Source organism: Pseudomonas sp. COR18 (genome assembly GCF_048568395.1).
GTDB classification, from domain to species: Bacteria; Pseudomonadota; Gammaproteobacteria; order Pseudomonadales; family Pseudomonadaceae; genus Aquipseudomonas; species Aquipseudomonas fuscovaginae_B.
The window spans coordinates 2655426-2672415 of record NZ_CP183808.1; the positions used below are offsets into that span (position 1 = coordinate 2655426).

Here is a 16990-nt window from a genome sequence, read left to right on the forward strand (position 1 = left end):
GCGTGTCAGGCCTTCAGGCTTCGCGACATTCGGTCAGGGTCCGCACCTGCCCCGTTGCGCCCAGGTTGTCCTCCGACAGCCAGCGCTCGAAGCCGGCATTCACGGCGGGCCACTCCGAGTCGATGATGCTGAACCAGGCGGTGTCGCGGTTCCTGCCCTTGACCACCATGTGCTGGCGGAACACGCCCTCGAATTGGAAACCCAGGCGCTCGGCGGCGGCGCGGGAGCGGGCGTTGTCGTTGTTGCACTTCCACTCCAGGCGCCGGTAGCCGAGGGCGAAGGCCTCCCTGGCCAGCAGGTAGACCGCCTCGGTGCTCTTGGGCGAGCGCTGCATCGGTGCGCCGAAGGTGACGTGGCCGATCTCGATGCGGCCCTGGGCCGGCACGATCGACATCAGGCTGAGGACGCCCTGGACTTCGCCGCTGGCCTTGTCGACGACGGCAAAGAAGTAGGGATCGCTGCTCGCCGCGTGGCCGGCAAGCCAGTCGTCGAAGGCGCCTTCACGCTGCGGGAACGGGCCGTAGGGCAGGTAGTCCCACAGTTTCGGATCGGCGCCGGGGCCTTCCAGGGCGCGATACAGCTCGTCGCCATGGCGGGCGGCGTCGAGTTTTTCCAGGATGATGAAGCGTCCTTCGAGGCGTCGGGTGGACGGCGCCGGGGCGCCATTCCAGTTGGCTACGGGTGTCGACATGGTGTTGTTCTCGGGCTCAGAGGCCGTGGCGGAATTGAATGAAGCCCGGGCGCTCGGCAATCCGCTCGTACAGCTGGATGGCCGTGGCGTTGGTTTCGTGGGTCAGCCAGTGCACCTTGCTGCAGCCGTCCCGGGCCGCCGTGGCGTACACATGCTCGATCAGCTTGCGACCCAGGCCGGTACCGCGCACCTCGGGGGCGACGAACAGGTCCTGCAGGTAGCAGGAATTCTGGATGCTCCAGTTCGAGCGGTGGTAGATGAAGTGCACCAGGCCCACGGCCTTGCCGTCCTGCCAGGCCAGGGCGGCGTGGGTGGTCTCGGCCGGGTCGAGGAAGCGCTGCCAGGTCGACTGGTAGATGCTGTCCGGCAATTCGGTTTCGTAGAACTTCAGGTAGGCCTGCCACAGCGGGCGCCAGACGGCCTGGTCGGCGGCGGTCACCGGACGGATTTCGATCGAACTCATGCTGACACTCCTTGATGCATCAATTGGGCGAGGGCTTGGTCCTGGCTGTCGGCACTGGCCGCCAGCCCTTGTTGTACGCCGGCGATATCGACGGCACTGCGGTTCTGGCTGAGCTTGCGCTTGCCTTCCAGGCGCTGGATCGGCAGGGCGATGCCGACGATGGCCTTGAGCATGGTGGCGATGTACGGCTCGGGCGCATCGTCGACTGTCCAGGGGGTGGCCCGGCCGGCTTCATGGCGGTCGGTGAGGGCACCGACCAGTTGGCGCAGGCGCCCGGCCTCGTCGAACACCTCGGCCTGGCCGTAGGCGTGCACGGCCGTGTAGTTCCAGGTTGGCACGACCTTGCCGTGTTCGGCCTTGCTGGCATAGAAGGACGGGCTGACATAGGCATCGGCCCCCGGAAAGATCACCAGCGCCTCGGCGCCTTCGGCCAGCTCCTGCCACTGCGGATTGGCCCGTGCCAGGTGCCCGAGCAGGGTGCCATGGGCGCCCTGGCCCGGGTCGAGCAGCAGCGGCAGGTGGCTGGCCTGCAGGCCCAGTTTGCCGTGGGTGACCAGGATCGCCAGGCGCGTGGCCTGGATGTGCCGGTGCAGGGTGGGCAGGTCGTGTTCGGCGAAGGCGCTGGGTGTGTACATGGAAATTTTCCTTGGCGAATACCGGCATCCTAGGCAGGCTATTGGTTGGTTGTAAGAGCCATTGTTGGTGATTTTCATAGGTCCAATGCCATGCCCAGCCCATCGCTGCCCCTGTCGTTCGACCCTGCCGGGATCCAGCTGGATCCGGCCAAGGGCCTCAGCCGCCAGCTCTACCAGGCCCTGCGCCTGCGGGTGCTGGACGGACGCCTGGCCAGTGGCAGCCGCCTGCCGGCCAGCCGCGACCTGGCCAGCGCCCTGGGGATCTCCCGCAACAGCGTGGTTCGGGCCTATGACCAGCTGTATGCCGAGGGCTTCATCGAGGGGCGGATTGGCGATGGCACCTACGTTGCGCAATTGCCAGACAAGGCGCTGCCGATCAGAAAGTTGTCCACAAAAATATCCACAGAGTTTTCAACAGGCTTATCAACAGAGTTATCCACAAAATCGGTGAAAGATACTGGGATTTCATCCAGTAAAGTTATCCACAATCAGGCACTGGAGCGCATCGAGCGCAACGCGATGTACGAGCCACCGGAGGGTCCGCCACGGGCCTTTCGGGTGGGAGTGCCGGCTTTCGACCTGTTCCCGTTCGGCGTCTGGGCCAAGCTGCAGGCGGCTTTCTGGAGAAAACCGGACCTGGCGCAGCTGTGCTACGGCGAGCCGGCGGGGGAGAGGCAGTTGCGCAGCCTGATCGCTGCGTACCTGCGCAGTTCCCGTGGTTTGTCCTGCTCGCCTGAACAAATTGTGATCACCAGCGGTGCACAACAGGGCATCAGCCTTTGTGCACAGTTGCTGGTGGACCCCGGCGACGGCGTGGCGGTGGAAAACCCCGGCTACCGGGCGGCGCGGCTGGCGTTCGCGGTAGCCGGGGCGACGGTGCATGGCGTGGCGGTGGATGACGAGGGCCTGGACTGTGCCGAACTCGGGCGGTTGCCGGACTGCCGGCTGGCCTATGTCACGCCGGCTCATCAATACCCCACCGGGGTGATCATGAGCCTGGCGCGGCGCCTGGAGCTGCTGGCCTGGGCCGAACGCACCGGCGGCTGGATCGTCGAGGACGACTACGACGGCGAGTACCGCTACAGTGGCGCGCCCTTGGCACCGTTGGCGGCCCTGGACCGGCAGGGGCGGGTGCTCTACGTCGGCACGTTCGGCAAGATCGCCTTTCCGGCGCTGCGCCTGGGTTACCTGGTGTTGCCGCCGACGCTGGTGGACGCCTTTTCCCAGCGGCGCGCACTGGACATGCGCCACTCGGAAGTCAGCACCCAGGCGGTGATGGCCGAGTTCATGGCCGCCGGGCATTTCCAGCGGCATATCCGCCGCATGCGCCGGGCCGCCCTGAGCCGACGCAACACCCTGCTGGCCCATTGGCCGACCGATATCCGCGGCTGCGGCAGCCTGCCGGAAGCGGTCGCCGGCCTGCACCTGACGGTACCGGTCGAGAGCCTGGAGCGGGAGCAGGAACTGATCGCCCGGGCGGTGGCTGTCGGCGTCGAGATCAGCTCCTTGAGCAGCTTCTGGATCACCCCGCCGCAGCCGCCGGCGGAGCGCCACGCAGGGCTGGTCCTGGGGTTTGCGGCGGTGCCGGAAGCGGATATCGAGGCGGCCCTGGGACGTTTGCGCGAGGCCTGGCGGGACTGACCAGGCGGCAACGCCGGACTACTTAGTTACCGCTTCCCGTGAGCGGCGCATGACTATGGTCGAGGGCCAGATTCTTCAGCCCCGAGACCCTTTGTCATGTCCAATGCTTCAAGTCCCCTCTCTTGCGTTCTGGCTCCGGTGAGCGAGAGCGACCAGGCCTCCCACGTCTTCAGCCTCGCTGATTGCCTGGCCGCTCGTCCCAGCCTCGAGCGTGCCACGGCCGAGCTGGTGCAGGCGATGCTGGAAGACCATTTCCCGGCCCAGGGAAAACAGCTGCGCAATGCGGCTTTCATCAATCTCACGGTGGGCGCCGGCAGTGATGCACCGGCGACCCGGCAGATCGTCCCGCTGACCCATCGGCTGATTGACTGTTGGCTGGGAAAGGCCGCGCCGACTCATCCCCTGGGCAGCTACCTGACGCTTGATCCGGGCGCCGAGACGCCACAACTGCTGCGTCTGCCGGTGGGCACGGTGGAAGGACTGATAGGCGAATGGGCGCCGTCATTGCTCGATGCCTACCAGCAGAGCCTGGTGGATTTCTGGAGTTCGCCTGCTTCGTCGTGGCAGGGCTTGGCGGATTTCTGGAACCCGTCACAAGGGGCTTCGCCCTGGCAGCAACTATCGGATTTCATCGCGGCCCAGTTGCGCCAGGCCAGTGCTGTGCTCACGGGCGAGGAGTTGGACACGGTACAGGCCGTCCTCGATTTTCCGGATTTTCAGGGCCGTTCCCAGGCGCTGGGAGAGAGTTGCGCGAGGGCGCGCATCACGCTGGTCGGCACCCGTGCCCAGGGCTCCGAGACGCTGTACCGGCAGGCACTGCTGCTGACGCGTCAGGTCGGCCAGCGACAGATCGTGTTGTTGTACACGCTGCTGGGAGGCATTGAGGCGTTCGACTCCATCGAGGCGCTGGAGATGACCTTGAGTGAGGATGAGCCGGGCCCGGCCGACTATTCGGCGGACTATCATGTCTTCGATGCCCTGACGGCCACCCTGCTGACCCGCCAGTTGCAGCACATCGCCACGCTCGAACCGGGCGACTACAGCGACCGCGCCAGGCTCGACCAGCACCTGCAAGAGCTGACCGGGGCACAGGGGCTGCTGGGAGCCTTTCACTCCGACCATGAAGCGAAGCTGCGGCAGTTGCACGAGCTGCTGCCCGACTGGCTGCAGCAGGCCTCGACTGCGGACCGTAGCACCTACGCCCGCTATGTCAGCAGGCTGGCGCAAGTCCAACGGTCCCTGGGCGGCAAGGCGTTTCTCGATGGCATTCCCGGCATTCTCGAATTTGCCGAACAGGAGCTGGCCAAGAGCCTGGTCAGGCTCGACCCCAGGGCCGAGGGGGTATCGGTTGGCCATATCCGCGTGACGCTCACCCAGAGTGACAACAGTTCGTGGGAAGCCGCCGACCGGGGTTTCAACCCTGGCCTGGACCAGCGCACCCGCTCGTCCACCGAGGATTACACGGACATGGCGCTGCAGAACATCGAGGCCTTTCCACTCTCCGCCGTCGCGCAGATTCACTACGGCAAGCCTGAGACGCCGGTACCGGCCTGGATGACCTTTGAGCGGCTGCGTGCAGCCGTGAGCGAGGCCAACATCGGTGCCACCTATCCCGCCTTGCTCAAGCGCAAGCTCAAGTGCAATCCGGCCGAGCGCTATCGGCAGTCTTCGCTGTTCAGCCAGTACCTGCAGGCGCTGTTGCCGATGTTGGCATTGGAGCTGCGGTTGACGCAGCGGCTGACGGAGCCTGCGCAGCTTTACGTCGAGGCCGTGATGAGCCTGGGCACCCAGGCTCTGGTGGTGTCGGGACAGTCCATCGTGGTCCGGCCCCTGGCCTTGCTGGCGCACCCTGGCGCTACGGCGGACCAGGTACTCAATCATTTCGTGGTCGGTCCGCGGAGCGTCGACCGGGGGCCGCAGGTGCTCTTGCGACCGGCTGCGGCAGAGCCTTTGCTCGAGTTCGCCTCGCTCGCGCACCTGCTGGCAGCCATCCAGGTCGAGGGGGGATTGCAACAATCGGTGCTGGCGGGCCTCGATGACTACAGTCGCAGGGTCTATGACCGGGGTGGCTTCATTGAGCCGCATCTGTCGCAGCTCATCATCGACGACTGGACACTGCCCGCGATTCCCGAGCCGCCCACACTGGATACCGCGGTGTTGTCCGGCCGGGTCACCGACGCTCTGTTTGATGCCAGCATCGAAGCGCTGATCAGACACGCCGAGGCGGTCACGGTGTCCAATGCCGAAGCACGCCGGCAGCGCCTCACCAACCTCGGCTGGGCGTTGTTCAACCTGCTGCTGCCATGGGCGCCAGGTCCCCTGGCGGGCGTGGGGCTGATCGTGCAACTGCTGCCCAGCCTCAAGGCGCTGGCCGAGCCGAATAACCGCAGCCCCTGGGCGGCGTTCGCCGATGTGCTGTTGAACCTGGCGGCCGTGCTGGTCTATCACCGCCGGCTGGCACTCGGCCCATCGCCCGTCGTCGGTGTCGGTGGCTCGGTCCTCAGCCCATGGAGTGGTGGCGGCAGGAAGCTGCCGGCCTTCATCTGGACCCGCCGAGGACGTGAGCTGACAGCATCCGAGCTGGAGCGGCTGAAACCGTTCCACCTGGCGACCGAGGTGCCTGGCGGCATGTCGGCAGCCGTGGGTGAATGGCAGGGCCTGTATCAGCGCGACGGCTTGTTCTATGCCCATGTCGATGGCGAATGGTTTCGGGTTTCGCGCACCCTCGAAGGGGTGAGGATCGTCAATGACAACCACCCGGCGTTACAGGGGCCCTGGTTGACCCGCACGGCTTCGGGAAGCTGGCAACTGGACCGCGGTCCCCTGTTGCTGGGCGGTGCCGGCGAGCTGAGTGTGCGGGCCAGGAAGAAACTCAACACCCTGAAGTACCAGGCCCGCCAATTGCTCGACTCCTTGCCTGGCCGGCTGCACAGGGGCGAGAAGAACCTGCGTATCGCGCATGGTCCGGCCGATATCGAGACCCTGTTGGCCAATGAGGCCGGGTTGTTCAGCGAGCTGTCGGTCAAGCTGCAGGCGCTGACCCAGGGGCTGGAGGAGTATCCCGCAGAGCTGGTGGACAAGCTCGACGCCGGCGCGAAACTCCTGCGCGCCCAGGGCGTACGCCTGCGTATCGAAAGAGTGAAGCTCGACCCGCCCTCGGTCATTGGCGTGGCGTACCTCAAGAGCCGGCAGCAGATCAGGATTCGGCGCCTCGGGCCGCGCAAGGACATGTCCGGCGGCAAGGGCCGGGACTTTCTGCAGGAGTACGAGATCGCCGATCTGCAGCGTACCCCGCTGTGGTACGCGCACTTTCACTATGCGAGCCTGGAGGCGGCGGATGCCCGTTTTACCGCGGCCCATCTCAAGACGCCGCAGCAGCGTTTCCTGGGGAGGAGCTTCCAGAAGGCCCAGCAGCATTCGGGGCAGAGCATCGATGACATCCAGCGTTACACGATCGACCCGACCTCGGCCGCCGAACTGTTCCTGTCGCCGGACCGCCAGGTGTAGGCCCTGTCGCCACGGGGGCGGCGACAGGGCTGCGCCTCAGGTGCCCGACTTGATCCGGGTCCAGGCCCGGGTCCGTGCCCGTTCGGCCTTCTGGTCCAGCGGCTGCAGGGTGTAGAGGGTCTTCATCGCCGCCTCGGTGGGGTACAGGTTGGCGTTGTGGCGGATCGTCGGATCAACCATTTCGGTCGCATCCTTGTTCGGGTTCGGATAGCCGACGAAGTCGCTGATCGGGGCGATCACCTGCGGTTGCAGCAGGTAGTTGATGAAGGTGTAGGCGTCCTCCGGGTCCTTGGCGCCCTTGGGGATCGCCAGCATGTCGAACCAGATCGGCGCGCCTTCCTTGGGCAGGCGCATGTCCACCACCACGCCGTTCTTGGCGTCCTTGGCGCGGTTGGCGGCCTGGGAGAAGCTGCCGGAGTAGCCGACGGCGACGCAGATGTCGCCGTTGGCGATATCGGCCATGTATTTGGACGAGTGGAAATAAGTGATGTAGGGGCGAATCTTCAGCATCAACGCCTCGGCCTTTTCGTAGTCCTTGGGGTTCTTGCTGTTGGGGTTCAGGCCCAGGTGCTGCAGGGTCAGCGGCAGGATCTCCGACGGCGAGTCGAGCAGGGCGACGCCGCACTGCTTGAGCTTGCTGATGTTCTCTTCCTTGAAGATCAGGTCCCAGCTGTCCACCGGCGCGTTGTCGCCCAGGGCCGCCTTGACCTTGGCCGGGTTGAAGCCGATCAGGATGGTGCCGTACATGTAGGGCACGGCGAACTGGTTGCCCGGGTCGTTGGCCTCCAGCAGCTTCATCAGCTTGGGATCGAGGTGGTTCCAGTTCGGCAACTTGCTGCGGTCCAGCGGCTGGAATACTCCGGCCTCGATCTGCTTGGCGAGGAACACGTTGGACGGCACCACCACGTCATAGCCGGAATTGCCGGTGAGCAGCTTGGCCTCCAGCGCCTCGTTGGTGTCGAAGATGTCGTAGACCAGCTTGACCTGGCTGTTCTGCGCCTTGAAGTCGTCCAGGGCCTTGGGCGTGATGTAGTCGAACCAGTTGTATACCCGCAGGGTACGGTCTTCGGCGTGCGCCGCGCCGCTGAGCACGGCGGCGCACAGGGCCGGGGCGATGAGACGCTTGAGTCTGTTCATTCTTCTAGTTCCTCATTGGGCGTTCTGGAAACCTTCGAGTACGTTCACGGCATTGATGCCGATTTCTTCCACCGCATAACCGCCTTCCATCACGAACAGCGTCGGCTTGCCCAGGCGGGCGATGCGTTCGCCCATGCGCAGGTAGTCGGGGCTGTCGAGCTTGAATTGGGAAATCGGATCGTCCTTGAAAGTGTCCACGCCGAGAGAAACCACCAGCACGTCGGCGTCGTAGCGCTCGATCTCGCCGCAGGCCTGCTCCAGCGCCGTGCTCCAGCGCTCCCAGCCGCTGCCGGCGGCCAGCGGGTAGTTGAAGTTGAAACCCTCGCCGGCGCCTTCGCCCAGTTCGTCGGCATAGCCGAGGAAGAACGGGAATTCGGCTTGCGGGTCACCGTGGATCGAGGCGAAGAGCACGTCACTGCGCTCGTAGAAAATCGACTGGGTGCCGTTGCCGTGGTGGTAGTCGACGTCGAGGATCGCCACCTTGGCGCGGCCCTGGTCGAGGAACGCCTGGGCGGCGATGGCCGCGTTGTTCAGGTAGCAGTAGCCGCCCATCAGGTCGCTGGCGGCGTGGTGCCCCGGTGGCCGGCAGAGGGCGAAGGCGCTGTGGGCGCCGCGCTGGATCTCGGCCTGGGCGGTGAGGGCGACCTGCGCTGCGCTGTAGGCGGCCTGCCAGGTACCGGCGGTGATCGGTGCGCCACCGTCGAAGCTGTAGTAGCCGAGCTGGCCATGCAGGCTCTTGGGCAGGACCTGACGCAGGGTGCGCGCCGGCCAGGTGAACGGCAGCAGGTCGCCGTCCTGGCCCAGTTCGGCCCAGCGGTCCCAGGCGCCCTTGAAGAAGTCCAGGTAGGCGGCGTCGTGGATGCGGCGGATCGGTTCGAGGCCGAAGTCCTCGGGCTCACGCACCGGCCCCAGGGCCTGGTGGCGGACACGGGCGAGCACGTGATCGGCGCGCGAAGGCATCTCGAAGCAGGGCATCAGTTGCCCGTCGATCAGCTCGCAGCGGCCGTGGTGCAGGTGGTGATCGTCTGAGTAGATCGTCAGCATTTATTGTTCTCCGTTGGCGTGGACGTGGGCTCATTCTTGATGCCCGGCGCGGATCGGAGAACGGCAGGAGCGGCCAAAAGGGGATCGATATGGCCAAAACCTCTGTCCTGATTTCGCCCCTGAATGAGGCAGCGCCGCACCGTTGGGTGGCACGCTCGGTCAGGGCCGGAACTGGCTCGGGCTGACGCCACTCCAGCGCACGAAGGCATGGCGGAAGCTGGCGGTTTCGCTGAAGCCCAGTTCGTCGGCGATCCGGTGGATCGGCAACTGGTCGTCGGCCAGCAGTTGCTTGGCCCGCTCGAAGCGTAGCTCGTCGAGCAATTCCTGGTAGCTGCAGCCGAGGTCGCGCAGGTGCCGGCGCAGTGTTCGCGCCGAGCAGTTCATCTGTTCGGCCAGGCCTTCCAGGCCGGGCGCGGTGTGCAACTGGGCGGCGAGCAACTGGCGGATGCGTCCGAGCCAGGCCTGGCGCCCGGTGAACTCCAGATTCTGCTTGCGGCAGCGTTCGGCCATGGCCTGGTGGGTGATCGGGTCGGCCAGCGGCAGCGGCTGGTCCAGCCAGGTGCGGTCGAAGGCGAAGGCGTTGCGGGTGGCGCAGAATTGCAGCGGGCAGTCGAAGCTGGTGGTGTAGTCGGCCTGGTAGTCCGGCGCGTCGTGTTCGAAGCGTGCGGCGAGCAGGGGCAGGGGACGGCCGAGCAGGTCGTCGCAGATGACTTTCAGCGAGACCAGGCAGAACTCGACGTTGAAGGTCGCCAGTTGCGGGCTTTCGCGGTAGTCCGCGGCGGTGAACCAGATGCGCTCGCCGTCTTCCTCCAGGCTCAGTTCGAAGAGTGTTCCCAATAGCGCCGGATAACGCAGGGCCAGGCGCAAGGCGTCACCGAAGGTGGCACTGGTGAGCAGGGCGTAACCGAGCATGCCGTAGGACGAGACGTGCATGCGCCGCCCCAGTTCCAGGCCGATTTCCCGACGCAGGGCCACGGCGTTGGCGCACACCTGCATCTCCTGGTTGGTGGTGATGCGGGTGTCGGCGCGGCTCAGGTCCGCGGCGCTGATGCCGCTGCCGGCCAGCAGCGTGTCGTCGGGCAGGCCCTGTTCGCGGAAGGTCTTGAGCACCAGGGAAACGGCGTTGAGGGTGGTCAGGTGGGAGTGGAGCATGCTCGATTCCGGCCTTGGGAGGTGCTGGAGTCGAGCAAGTTGCGTGCCGCCGAAGTCTTTCCTGAGGTCGACACGCTCTTGCAGGATGCAGAGTTTCTCGCGAAGTTTCTAGCAATCAGAGCGTTCCACACCATGTAGTTGTTCCAGTTCCTCCAGTGTTATGGCGTTACTTCGGCCTGACTGAATATCCGAGAGGCGTTGCTGGGCCAGAGAGGCATCCTTGAAATTGTCCATGTGTTCAAGAATGGCCCTTCGGAAATGGATAGCTGCATTGATTGACTGGGTCAGGCGTCTCCCAATCATCTTTGCTCACCCTCGTTCTCCTACCGGTTGTGATCCGTCCAGCAACGCATCCACCAGCGCCCGGGCCATTTCCACCGAATGCACCATCGACCAGATCAGGCCGCGTTCGATGCCGCTGCCCTGTTCGGTGATTTCATCGGAGACTTCTTCGGCGCAGCGCAGCAGCAGGGAGACGTGGTTGAGGGTGGTTTCGGCGTCGATACCGGCCTTGACGTCGAACAGCGAGCGATGGCGGCCGTCGCGCAGGTCGCCGGGGCGGGCGGCGGTTTCCTTCAGGGCTTGCAGCAGAGGCGGTTCGTGGGGTTGGTCGTTGAGCACTTGCAGCAGGTCGGCGTTGGCCTGTTGCAGGATCGCCGTGATGCGGCGGCGGGTGGCTTGGCTGGGCGGATCGGGGACCGGCTTGTGCATGGTGTCACTCCTATTGCGGCATGGGAGCTGGCACCTGTCGCTGCTAAACGAGAGGGTGGCAGCTGTACGCGGGTTAGCAGACCGGCCAATAGGAAACCGGCGCACCCGAAGGTGCCCCACGCACAGCCGCCATGAGACTGGGGGCGTGAAAAAACGCCGGCCATGAGCCATGGGGGCGCTGTGCGCCTATTGAGCGTGGGCTGCTAAACCCGATCACCGCGAAAGAGCGGTGACGCAACGACGATAGTCACGCGGCTGGACAGGCGCAATACGTTGGAATTTTCTAGGAAATATCCCTCAAGTGAAAGGGATTTGTCTTGAAACGCAATGTTTCATGCATCGCGATTTGTCGTCGGTTGAGAGGGGGAGAGAGGCTGTCGTGGCGAGCGGGCTTGTCGGAACGCCGCACCGCCGCTCTCGGCTGCGAAGCAGTCGTAAAACCTACCGACTCGATCATCCTGACATATCGAGTGCACGGGTTTCAGGGCCGCCTCGCGCCCCAGCGCGGGCAAGCCCGCTCGCCACGAGATTGAGGGGGCCGGGATTCCGGCTCAGCAGTCTGGGAGCCGGTTGCCCATCACGTCTCCGGCATCGCCGAGGAGTGGTGGGTCGAGATTCTCCAGCCGTTGGCGCTGCTCCAGGCATAGGTGAAGGTGTAGCGGGCGGACACGCTCGGCTTGTCCTTGAAGGCGAAGGTGTAGGTACCGATGTCGATCGCTTCGTTGCAGCCGGTGCGGATGGTGCGGCTGTCGATCCTGCCGCTCGGCTTGTTGGCCAGGAAGTGCTCGAAGTAGTCGATGCGCTCGGCGTCGGTCAAGCGTGGTTTGTTCGATACGGTGGGCAGCAGCACGGCATCGTAGAGATACTCTTGCGCGACCTTTTTCGCATCACCGGTCTGCAACGCCGCGTTCCATTCATCGAACAGGACTTCGATCTGGGCGGCTGTCACCGGTGTACACATCAGGGGCTTGTCGGCCAAGGCCGGTACGGAAACAAGGCTGCACAGCGCGGCCGGTACGACTTGTTTTTTCATGGTTTTCCCAAGGCTGCTCCGGCAACTGTTCGAATAAGAAAGAGCCAATACTTCCGTGACCGGCACACTTCATCCGTTCGGGGCAGAATGCCCGTCCCGATTGGCTCGTGAGGTAATGGGCCGATGCGACGCATAAGGCTGTCGGCGTCTGTTTGCAGGCGTGACAAGGCGTCGGTGTCTGACCCGAAGTTGTTACTTGAACGTAAAAAGTTGCTCTTTTGTGCGATTGGCCTGGCGTGTTTCTTATTGTTGGAAGACAGTGCGTTCAAACAATCGACGAGAACTTTCCTGTCTATGCACGGCAACTTGGAACAATCCTACCCGAGGCGTTATGGCGGGGTGTAGTGCTCGGACGGTCTATAGGAATTGCCCTACAGATATATCGGGAGGATGTTGCTGGAGTCTGTAGGAAGGGGCTGTAACCCCAGTGAGTGCTGGCTCACTGGGGCGCATCGGACGGCAGGGCGCCGCCCGCAGGTTACATCAGCGTTGTGTCACCGGTACGCCTTGGGCGGCGCTTTCAACCTGTGGGTTGGCCGGCCAGGCGGCACGGTCCAGGTCCAGGTCGTTGAACTTGCTGGAATCGAACACCGGCTGCTTGATGCCGGCACGACGCTGTTCGTCGTAGTCGCGCATCACCCGCAGGCCGACCTTGAACAGCAGGGCCAGGGCGACCAGGTTGACGAACGCCAGGCAGGTCATGGTGATGTCGGCGAAGGCGAACACGGTCGACAGGTCCTGCATCGAACCCCAGACCACCAGCGCCAGCACCAGGCCGCGGAAGGCCATCAGTACGACACGGTTGCGGCTGAGGAACTGCAGGCTGTTCTCGCCCAGGTAGTAGTTGTAGAGAATGCAGGTGAAGACGAACAGCGACAGCGCAACGCTGACGAAGATCCGGCCCCAGTCACCGACCACGGCGGCCAGGGAGTTCTGGGTCAGGACGATACCGTCCCCTTCGAAGCCCGGGGTGTAGAAGCCCGACAGCAGGATCAGCAGCGCGGTGCAGGTGCAAATCACGAAGGTGTCGAGGAACACGCTGAACGCCTGGACCACGCCCTGGGCGCCCGGGTGTTTCACGGCCGCCACGGCGGCCACGTTCGGGGCACTGCCCAGGCCGGCTTCGTTGGCGAACACGCCACGCTTCACGCCCATGACGATGGCGCTGCCGAGCAGGCCGCCGAAGGCTGGGTCGAGGCCGAAGGCGCTCTTGAAGATGGTTTCCAGCATGGCTGGCACGTGTTCGATCTGGGTGCCGATCACGTACAGGGTCACGCCGATGTAGGCCAGGGTCTTGATCGGTACCAGCAGGTCCGACACGGCGGCGATACGCTTGATACCACCGATGAAGGTGATGGCCAGCAGCACGGCCAGGACGATGCCGGTGTGCTTCGGATCGAAGGCGAAGGCGTTCTGCAGCGAGTGGGTCACGGTGTAGGACTGCAGGCCGATGAAGGCAAAGCCGTAGGTGACCAGCAGCAGGATCGAGAACACGATGGCCATGCTTTTCAGCTTGAGGCCGTGCTGGATGTAGTAGGCCGGACCGCCACGGTACAGGCCATCGCCATCGGCGCGCTTGTAGACCTGGGCCAGGGTACATTCGAAGAAGCTGCTGGACATGCCGACCAGTGCGGTGACCCACATCCAGAACACGGCGCCCGGACCACCGAGGGTCACGGCGATACCGACGCCGGCGATGTTACCGGCGCCGACGCGGCCGGCCAGGCTCAGCATCAGGGCCTGGAACGAGCTCAGTTGGCCTGCCTGGCCGCGCAGGGATTCCTTGAAAACCCCGAACATGTGGCCGAAGTGGCGGAACTGGACGAACCGTGAACGAAGTGTGAAGTAGCTGCCGAGCCCGACGATGAGCACGATCAGTACTTTCCCTGAGAGGAAGTCGTTGATGACTTCAAGCATGGATGGATCCTCGCTTTTTTTGCAAAGGCGGCTCGATCGGCCGGTCGCGTCAACACCCGGTGTTGCGGGCAGTGTGGGCTGGCGACAGGTCTTCCCGAGCTTGCGCGGGTTGTTTTTAGTGTTGTTTCGCGTGTTTCAGTGCCGCTGTGCCGCGGATCGCTTACGCGAAGAGGGGCGGCACTATACCGATCAGGACTGCCAGCGTCTGCACAGCCTGTCATTTTTCATGAATAACCCTGTAAGCGTTGTCCCTGACACCTCGCCAGTCGGATGACGAGTACCGCTGTCTGGTAGACGATCGGCAGGGCGTTTTCACTATGAAAAATCCAGTCAAAAAAAAGGGCTTGAAGGATGGACCTTCAAGCCCTCAAAAGGTGAGAGGTGTCTAGTCCCTCGACCTGGTGAGCGTGTTGCGATCAGGTGGCTGAAGGTCAGGCCTTCAGGGGCACCAGACGTGGAGCGATCATGTTCTCCGGGCGCAGGATGTCGGCGAGCATCGCTTCGTCGAGCAGGCCTTCCTCGCGCACCAGTTCCAGTACGCCGCGGCCGCTTTCGAGGGCGACACGGGCGATACGGGTGGCGTTTTCATAGCCGATGTACGGGTTCAGCGCGGTGACCAGGCCGATGGAGTGTTCCACCAGCTCGCGGCAGCGGGTCTCGTTGGCGGTGATGCCGACGATGCAGTGTTCGCGCAGCATGTCCATGGCGCGTTGCAGCAGGCGGATCGAGTCGAAGATCTTGAAGGCGATCAGCGGTTCCATCACGTTCAGTTGCAGTTGGCCGCCTTCGGCCGCGATGGTCAGGGCCAGGTCGTTGCCGATGATCTGGAACGCCACCTGGTTGACCGCTTCCGGGATCACCGGGTTGACCTTGCCGGGCATGATCGAGCTGCCTGGCTGACGCGCTGGCAGGTTGATTTCGTTGATGCCGGTGCGTGGGCCGCTGGATAGCAGACGCAGGTCGTTACAGATTTTCGACAGCTTGACTGCGGTACGCTTGAGCATGCCGGAGAACAGGACGAAGGCGCCCATGTCGGAGGTGGCTTCGATCAGGTCGGCAGCCGGTACCAGCGGCTGGCCGCTGATGGTCGCCAGGCGCTCTACCGCCAGGTTCTGGTAGCGTGGGTCGGCGTTGATGCCGGTGCCGATCGCGGTACCGCCCAGGTTGACTTCGGTGAGTACTTCCGGTGCCAGGGTCTTCAGGCGTGCCAGGTCTTCGCCGAGGGTGGTGGCGAAGGCGTGGAATTCCTGGCCGAGGGTCATCGGTACGGCGTCCTGCAGCTGGGTGCGGCCCATTTTCAGGACGTGGGCGAATTCTTCACCCTTGGCGCCGAAGGCCTGGATGAGGCTCTCCAGGCTGGCGAGCAGAGCGTCGTGGCCCAACAGCAGACCCAGGCGGATGGCCGTCGGGTAGGCGTCGTTGGTCGACTGCGCCATGTTCACGTCGTTGTTCGGGTGCAGGTACTGGTATTCGCCCTTGCTGTGGCCCATGGCCTCCAGCGCGATGTTGGCGATGACTTCGTTGGCATTCATGTTGGTCGAGGTGCCAGCGCCGCCTTGAATCATGTCCACCACGAACTGCTCGTGGAAGTCGCCGCGGATCAGGCGGGCACAGGCCTCGCTGATGGCGGCGTGCTTGGCTTCGCTCAGGTGGCCCAGTTCGCGGTTGGCGTCGGCGGCGGCCTGCTTGACCATGGCCAGGGCCACGACGAATTTCGGGTAGTGCGAGATCGGAACGCCCGAGAGGCGGAAGTTGTTCACCGCTCGCAGGGTCTGGATGCCGTAGTACGCGTCGCCGGGTACTTCAAGTACGCCAAGGAGGTCTTTTTCTGTGCGGAAGGATGCAGCGGAGGACATGATAGAAATCATCTCGATATGAACCCGGTCGATGCCGGAACGTCGCCAATGCTAGGCCTGTGCGGTTTTTTGGGCCAATGCTGTTGCACACTGCCCCATGCATAAACGGCATAATGCAGGTGTGACGCGGCGTGCGTGACGATCGTGTGAACCAAAATGGTGCGCGTGACGGAGAAGTTGATGAATCTCGAAAGCAAATGGTTGGAAGATTTCAGTGCCCTGGCGGCCACCCGCAGCTTTTCCCAGGCTGCCGAGCGCCGCTTCGTCACGCAGCCGGCCTTCAGCCGGCGGATCCGCAGTCTGGAGGCGGCGCTGGGGTTGACCCTGGTGAACCGCTCGCGCACCCCCATCGAGCTGACGGCGGCGGGGCAGTTGTTCCTGGTGACGGCGCGTACGGTGGTCGAGCAGTTGGGCGAGGTGGTGCGCCACCTGCATCACCTGGAAAGTGGGCAGGGCGAGGTGATGCAGGTGGCCGCCGCGCACTCCCTGGCGCTGGGGTTCTTCCCGCGCTGGGTCGCGCAGTTGCGCAACGAGGGCCTGAACATCGCCACGCGGCTGGTGGCGACCAACGTCGGGGACGCGGTGCATGCGTTGCGCGAGGGCGGTTGCGATCTGATGCTGGCCTTCTATGACCCGGATGCGGCGTTGCAGATGGATGCGGAGATCTTCCCGTCGCTGCACCTGGGGCAGACCGAGATGTTGCCGGTGTGCGCGGTGGGGCCGGATGGCAAGCCGCTGTTCGACCTGGAGGGCGAGGGTAGCGTGCCATTGCTGGCCTATAGCGCCGGGGCCTTTCTCGGGCGCTCGGTGAACCTGTTGCTGCGCCAGCGCAACCTGCGGTTTACCACGGTGTACGAGACGGCCATGGCCGACAGCCTCAAGGGCATGGCGCTGGAGGGCCTGGGAATCGCCTGGGTGCCGCAACTGAGCGTGCGGGCCGAGTTGGCGCGGGGAGAGCTGGTGGTGTGCGGCGGCCCGCAATGGCATGTGCCGCTGGAGATCCGCCTGTATCGCTGTGCACTGGTACGCAAGGCCAACGTGCGGCTGCTGTGGCGCAAGCTGGAGAGCGGTACGGCGCAGGCAGTGGTGACGAACTGAAACAAACCGTCTGGGTGCAGGCTTGGCCCCTGTAGGAGCCGGCGGTCCGGCGTCCCGGTTTATCCGCGAAGAACGATGACGCGTAGTCCGGAAAAACCGCGCCGC

Annotated in this window: 13 protein-coding genes; 3 read left to right on the forward strand and 10 right to left on the reverse strand. The window is 64.3% G+C overall.

Translation table 11 applies throughout. The annotated features are described in order from the left end of the window. Positions 1-13 precede the first annotated feature (13 nt). Genes ACM62G_RS12195 through ACM62G_RS12205 form a run of 3 tightly spaced genes read right to left on the reverse strand, consistent with a single transcriptional unit; the run spans position 14 to position 1789 of the window. Positions 14-691: a GNAT family N-acetyltransferase gene (locus ACM62G_RS12195; protein ID WP_273819771.1), complete on the reverse strand. Its 678-nt coding sequence runs from the start codon at positions 689-691 to the stop codon at positions 14-16. 16 nt (positions 692-707) lie between these two features. Next, a complete protein-coding gene (locus tag ACM62G_RS12200; RefSeq protein ID WP_054056663.1) occupies positions 708-1154 on the reverse strand; it encodes a GNAT family N-acetyltransferase in 447 nt (148 codons plus the stop codon). Next, positions 1151-1789 (reverse strand): FMN-binding negative transcriptional regulator, encoded by a 639-nt coding sequence (locus tag ACM62G_RS12205; protein WP_419737220.1) that lies wholly within the window; start codon positions 1787-1789, stop codon positions 1151-1153. The genes ACM62G_RS12200 and ACM62G_RS12205 overlap by 4 nt, the downstream gene beginning before the upstream one ends. A 90-nt stretch (positions 1790-1879) precedes the next feature. On the opposite strand from ACM62G_RS12205, the gene ACM62G_RS12210 reads away from it, so the two are divergent. Together ACM62G_RS12210 and ACM62G_RS12215 are read left to right on the forward strand one after the other, a co-directional pair. Then, positions 1880-3430: a PLP-dependent aminotransferase family protein gene (locus tag ACM62G_RS12210; RefSeq protein ID WP_419737221.1), complete on the forward strand. Its 1551-nt coding sequence runs from the start codon at positions 1880-1882 to the stop codon at positions 3428-3430. Positions 3431-3526: 96 nt separating this feature from the next. Beyond that, a complete protein-coding gene (locus tag ACM62G_RS12215) occupies positions 3527-6937 on the forward strand; it encodes a hypothetical protein (protein WP_419737222.1) in 3411 nt (1136 codons plus the stop codon). Positions 6938-6973: 36 nt separating this feature from the next. On the opposite strand, the gene ACM62G_RS12220 is transcribed toward ACM62G_RS12215, so the two are convergent. From ACM62G_RS12220 to aspA, 7 genes are all read right to left on the reverse strand, one after another. Next, positions 6974-8074 carry a polyamine ABC transporter substrate-binding protein gene (locus ACM62G_RS12220; protein ID WP_419737223.1) on the reverse strand — a complete coding sequence of 367 codons (1101 nt, stop codon included), beginning with the start codon at positions 8072-8074 and terminating at the stop codon, positions 6974-6976. A gap of 12 nt (positions 8075-8086) precedes the next feature. Then, positions 8087-9118 carry a histone deacetylase family protein gene (locus ACM62G_RS12225; RefSeq protein ID WP_419737224.1) on the reverse strand — a complete coding sequence of 344 codons (1032 nt, stop codon included), beginning with the start codon at positions 9116-9118 and terminating at the stop codon, positions 8087-8089. A gap of 159 nt (positions 9119-9277) precedes the next feature. Further along, complete coding sequence (locus tag ACM62G_RS12230; protein ID WP_054057937.1) at positions 9278-10270, reverse strand: AraC family transcriptional regulator; 993 nt, start codon at positions 10268-10270, stop codon at positions 9278-9280. A 309-nt stretch (positions 10271-10579) separates the two neighbouring features. Continuing rightward, positions 10580-10981 carry a DUF6124 family protein gene (locus ACM62G_RS12235; protein ID WP_419737225.1) on the reverse strand — a complete coding sequence of 134 codons (402 nt, stop codon included), beginning with the start codon at positions 10979-10981 and terminating at the stop codon, positions 10580-10582. A 577-nt stretch (positions 10982-11558) separates the two neighbouring features. Further along, positions 11559-12014: an SgcJ/EcaC family oxidoreductase gene (locus ACM62G_RS12240; RefSeq protein WP_054057935.1), complete on the reverse strand. Its 456-nt coding sequence runs from the start codon at positions 12012-12014 to the stop codon at positions 11559-11561. 483 nt (positions 12015-12497) lie between these two features. Then, positions 12498-13931, reverse strand: coding sequence for an alanine/glycine:cation symporter family protein (locus tag ACM62G_RS12245; protein ID WP_419737226.1), 1434 nt, complete (start codon positions 13929-13931; stop codon positions 12498-12500). Positions 13932-14362: 431 nt separating this feature from the next. Beyond that, entirely contained in the window at positions 14363-15787 is a 1425-nt protein-coding gene (aspA, locus tag ACM62G_RS12250) for an aspartate ammonia-lyase (RefSeq protein ID WP_054058582.1), read from the reverse strand. A gap of 180 nt (positions 15788-15967) precedes the next feature. Here aspA and ACM62G_RS12255 point away from each other — a divergent pair, with 180 nt between their 5' ends. Further along, the gene (locus ACM62G_RS12255; protein WP_054058583.1) at positions 15968-16885 is read left to right on the forward strand and encodes a LysR substrate-binding domain-containing protein; all 918 of its coding nucleotides are present in this window, start codon (positions 15968-15970) and stop codon (positions 16883-16885) included. Positions 16886-16990: the final 105 nt, after the last annotated feature.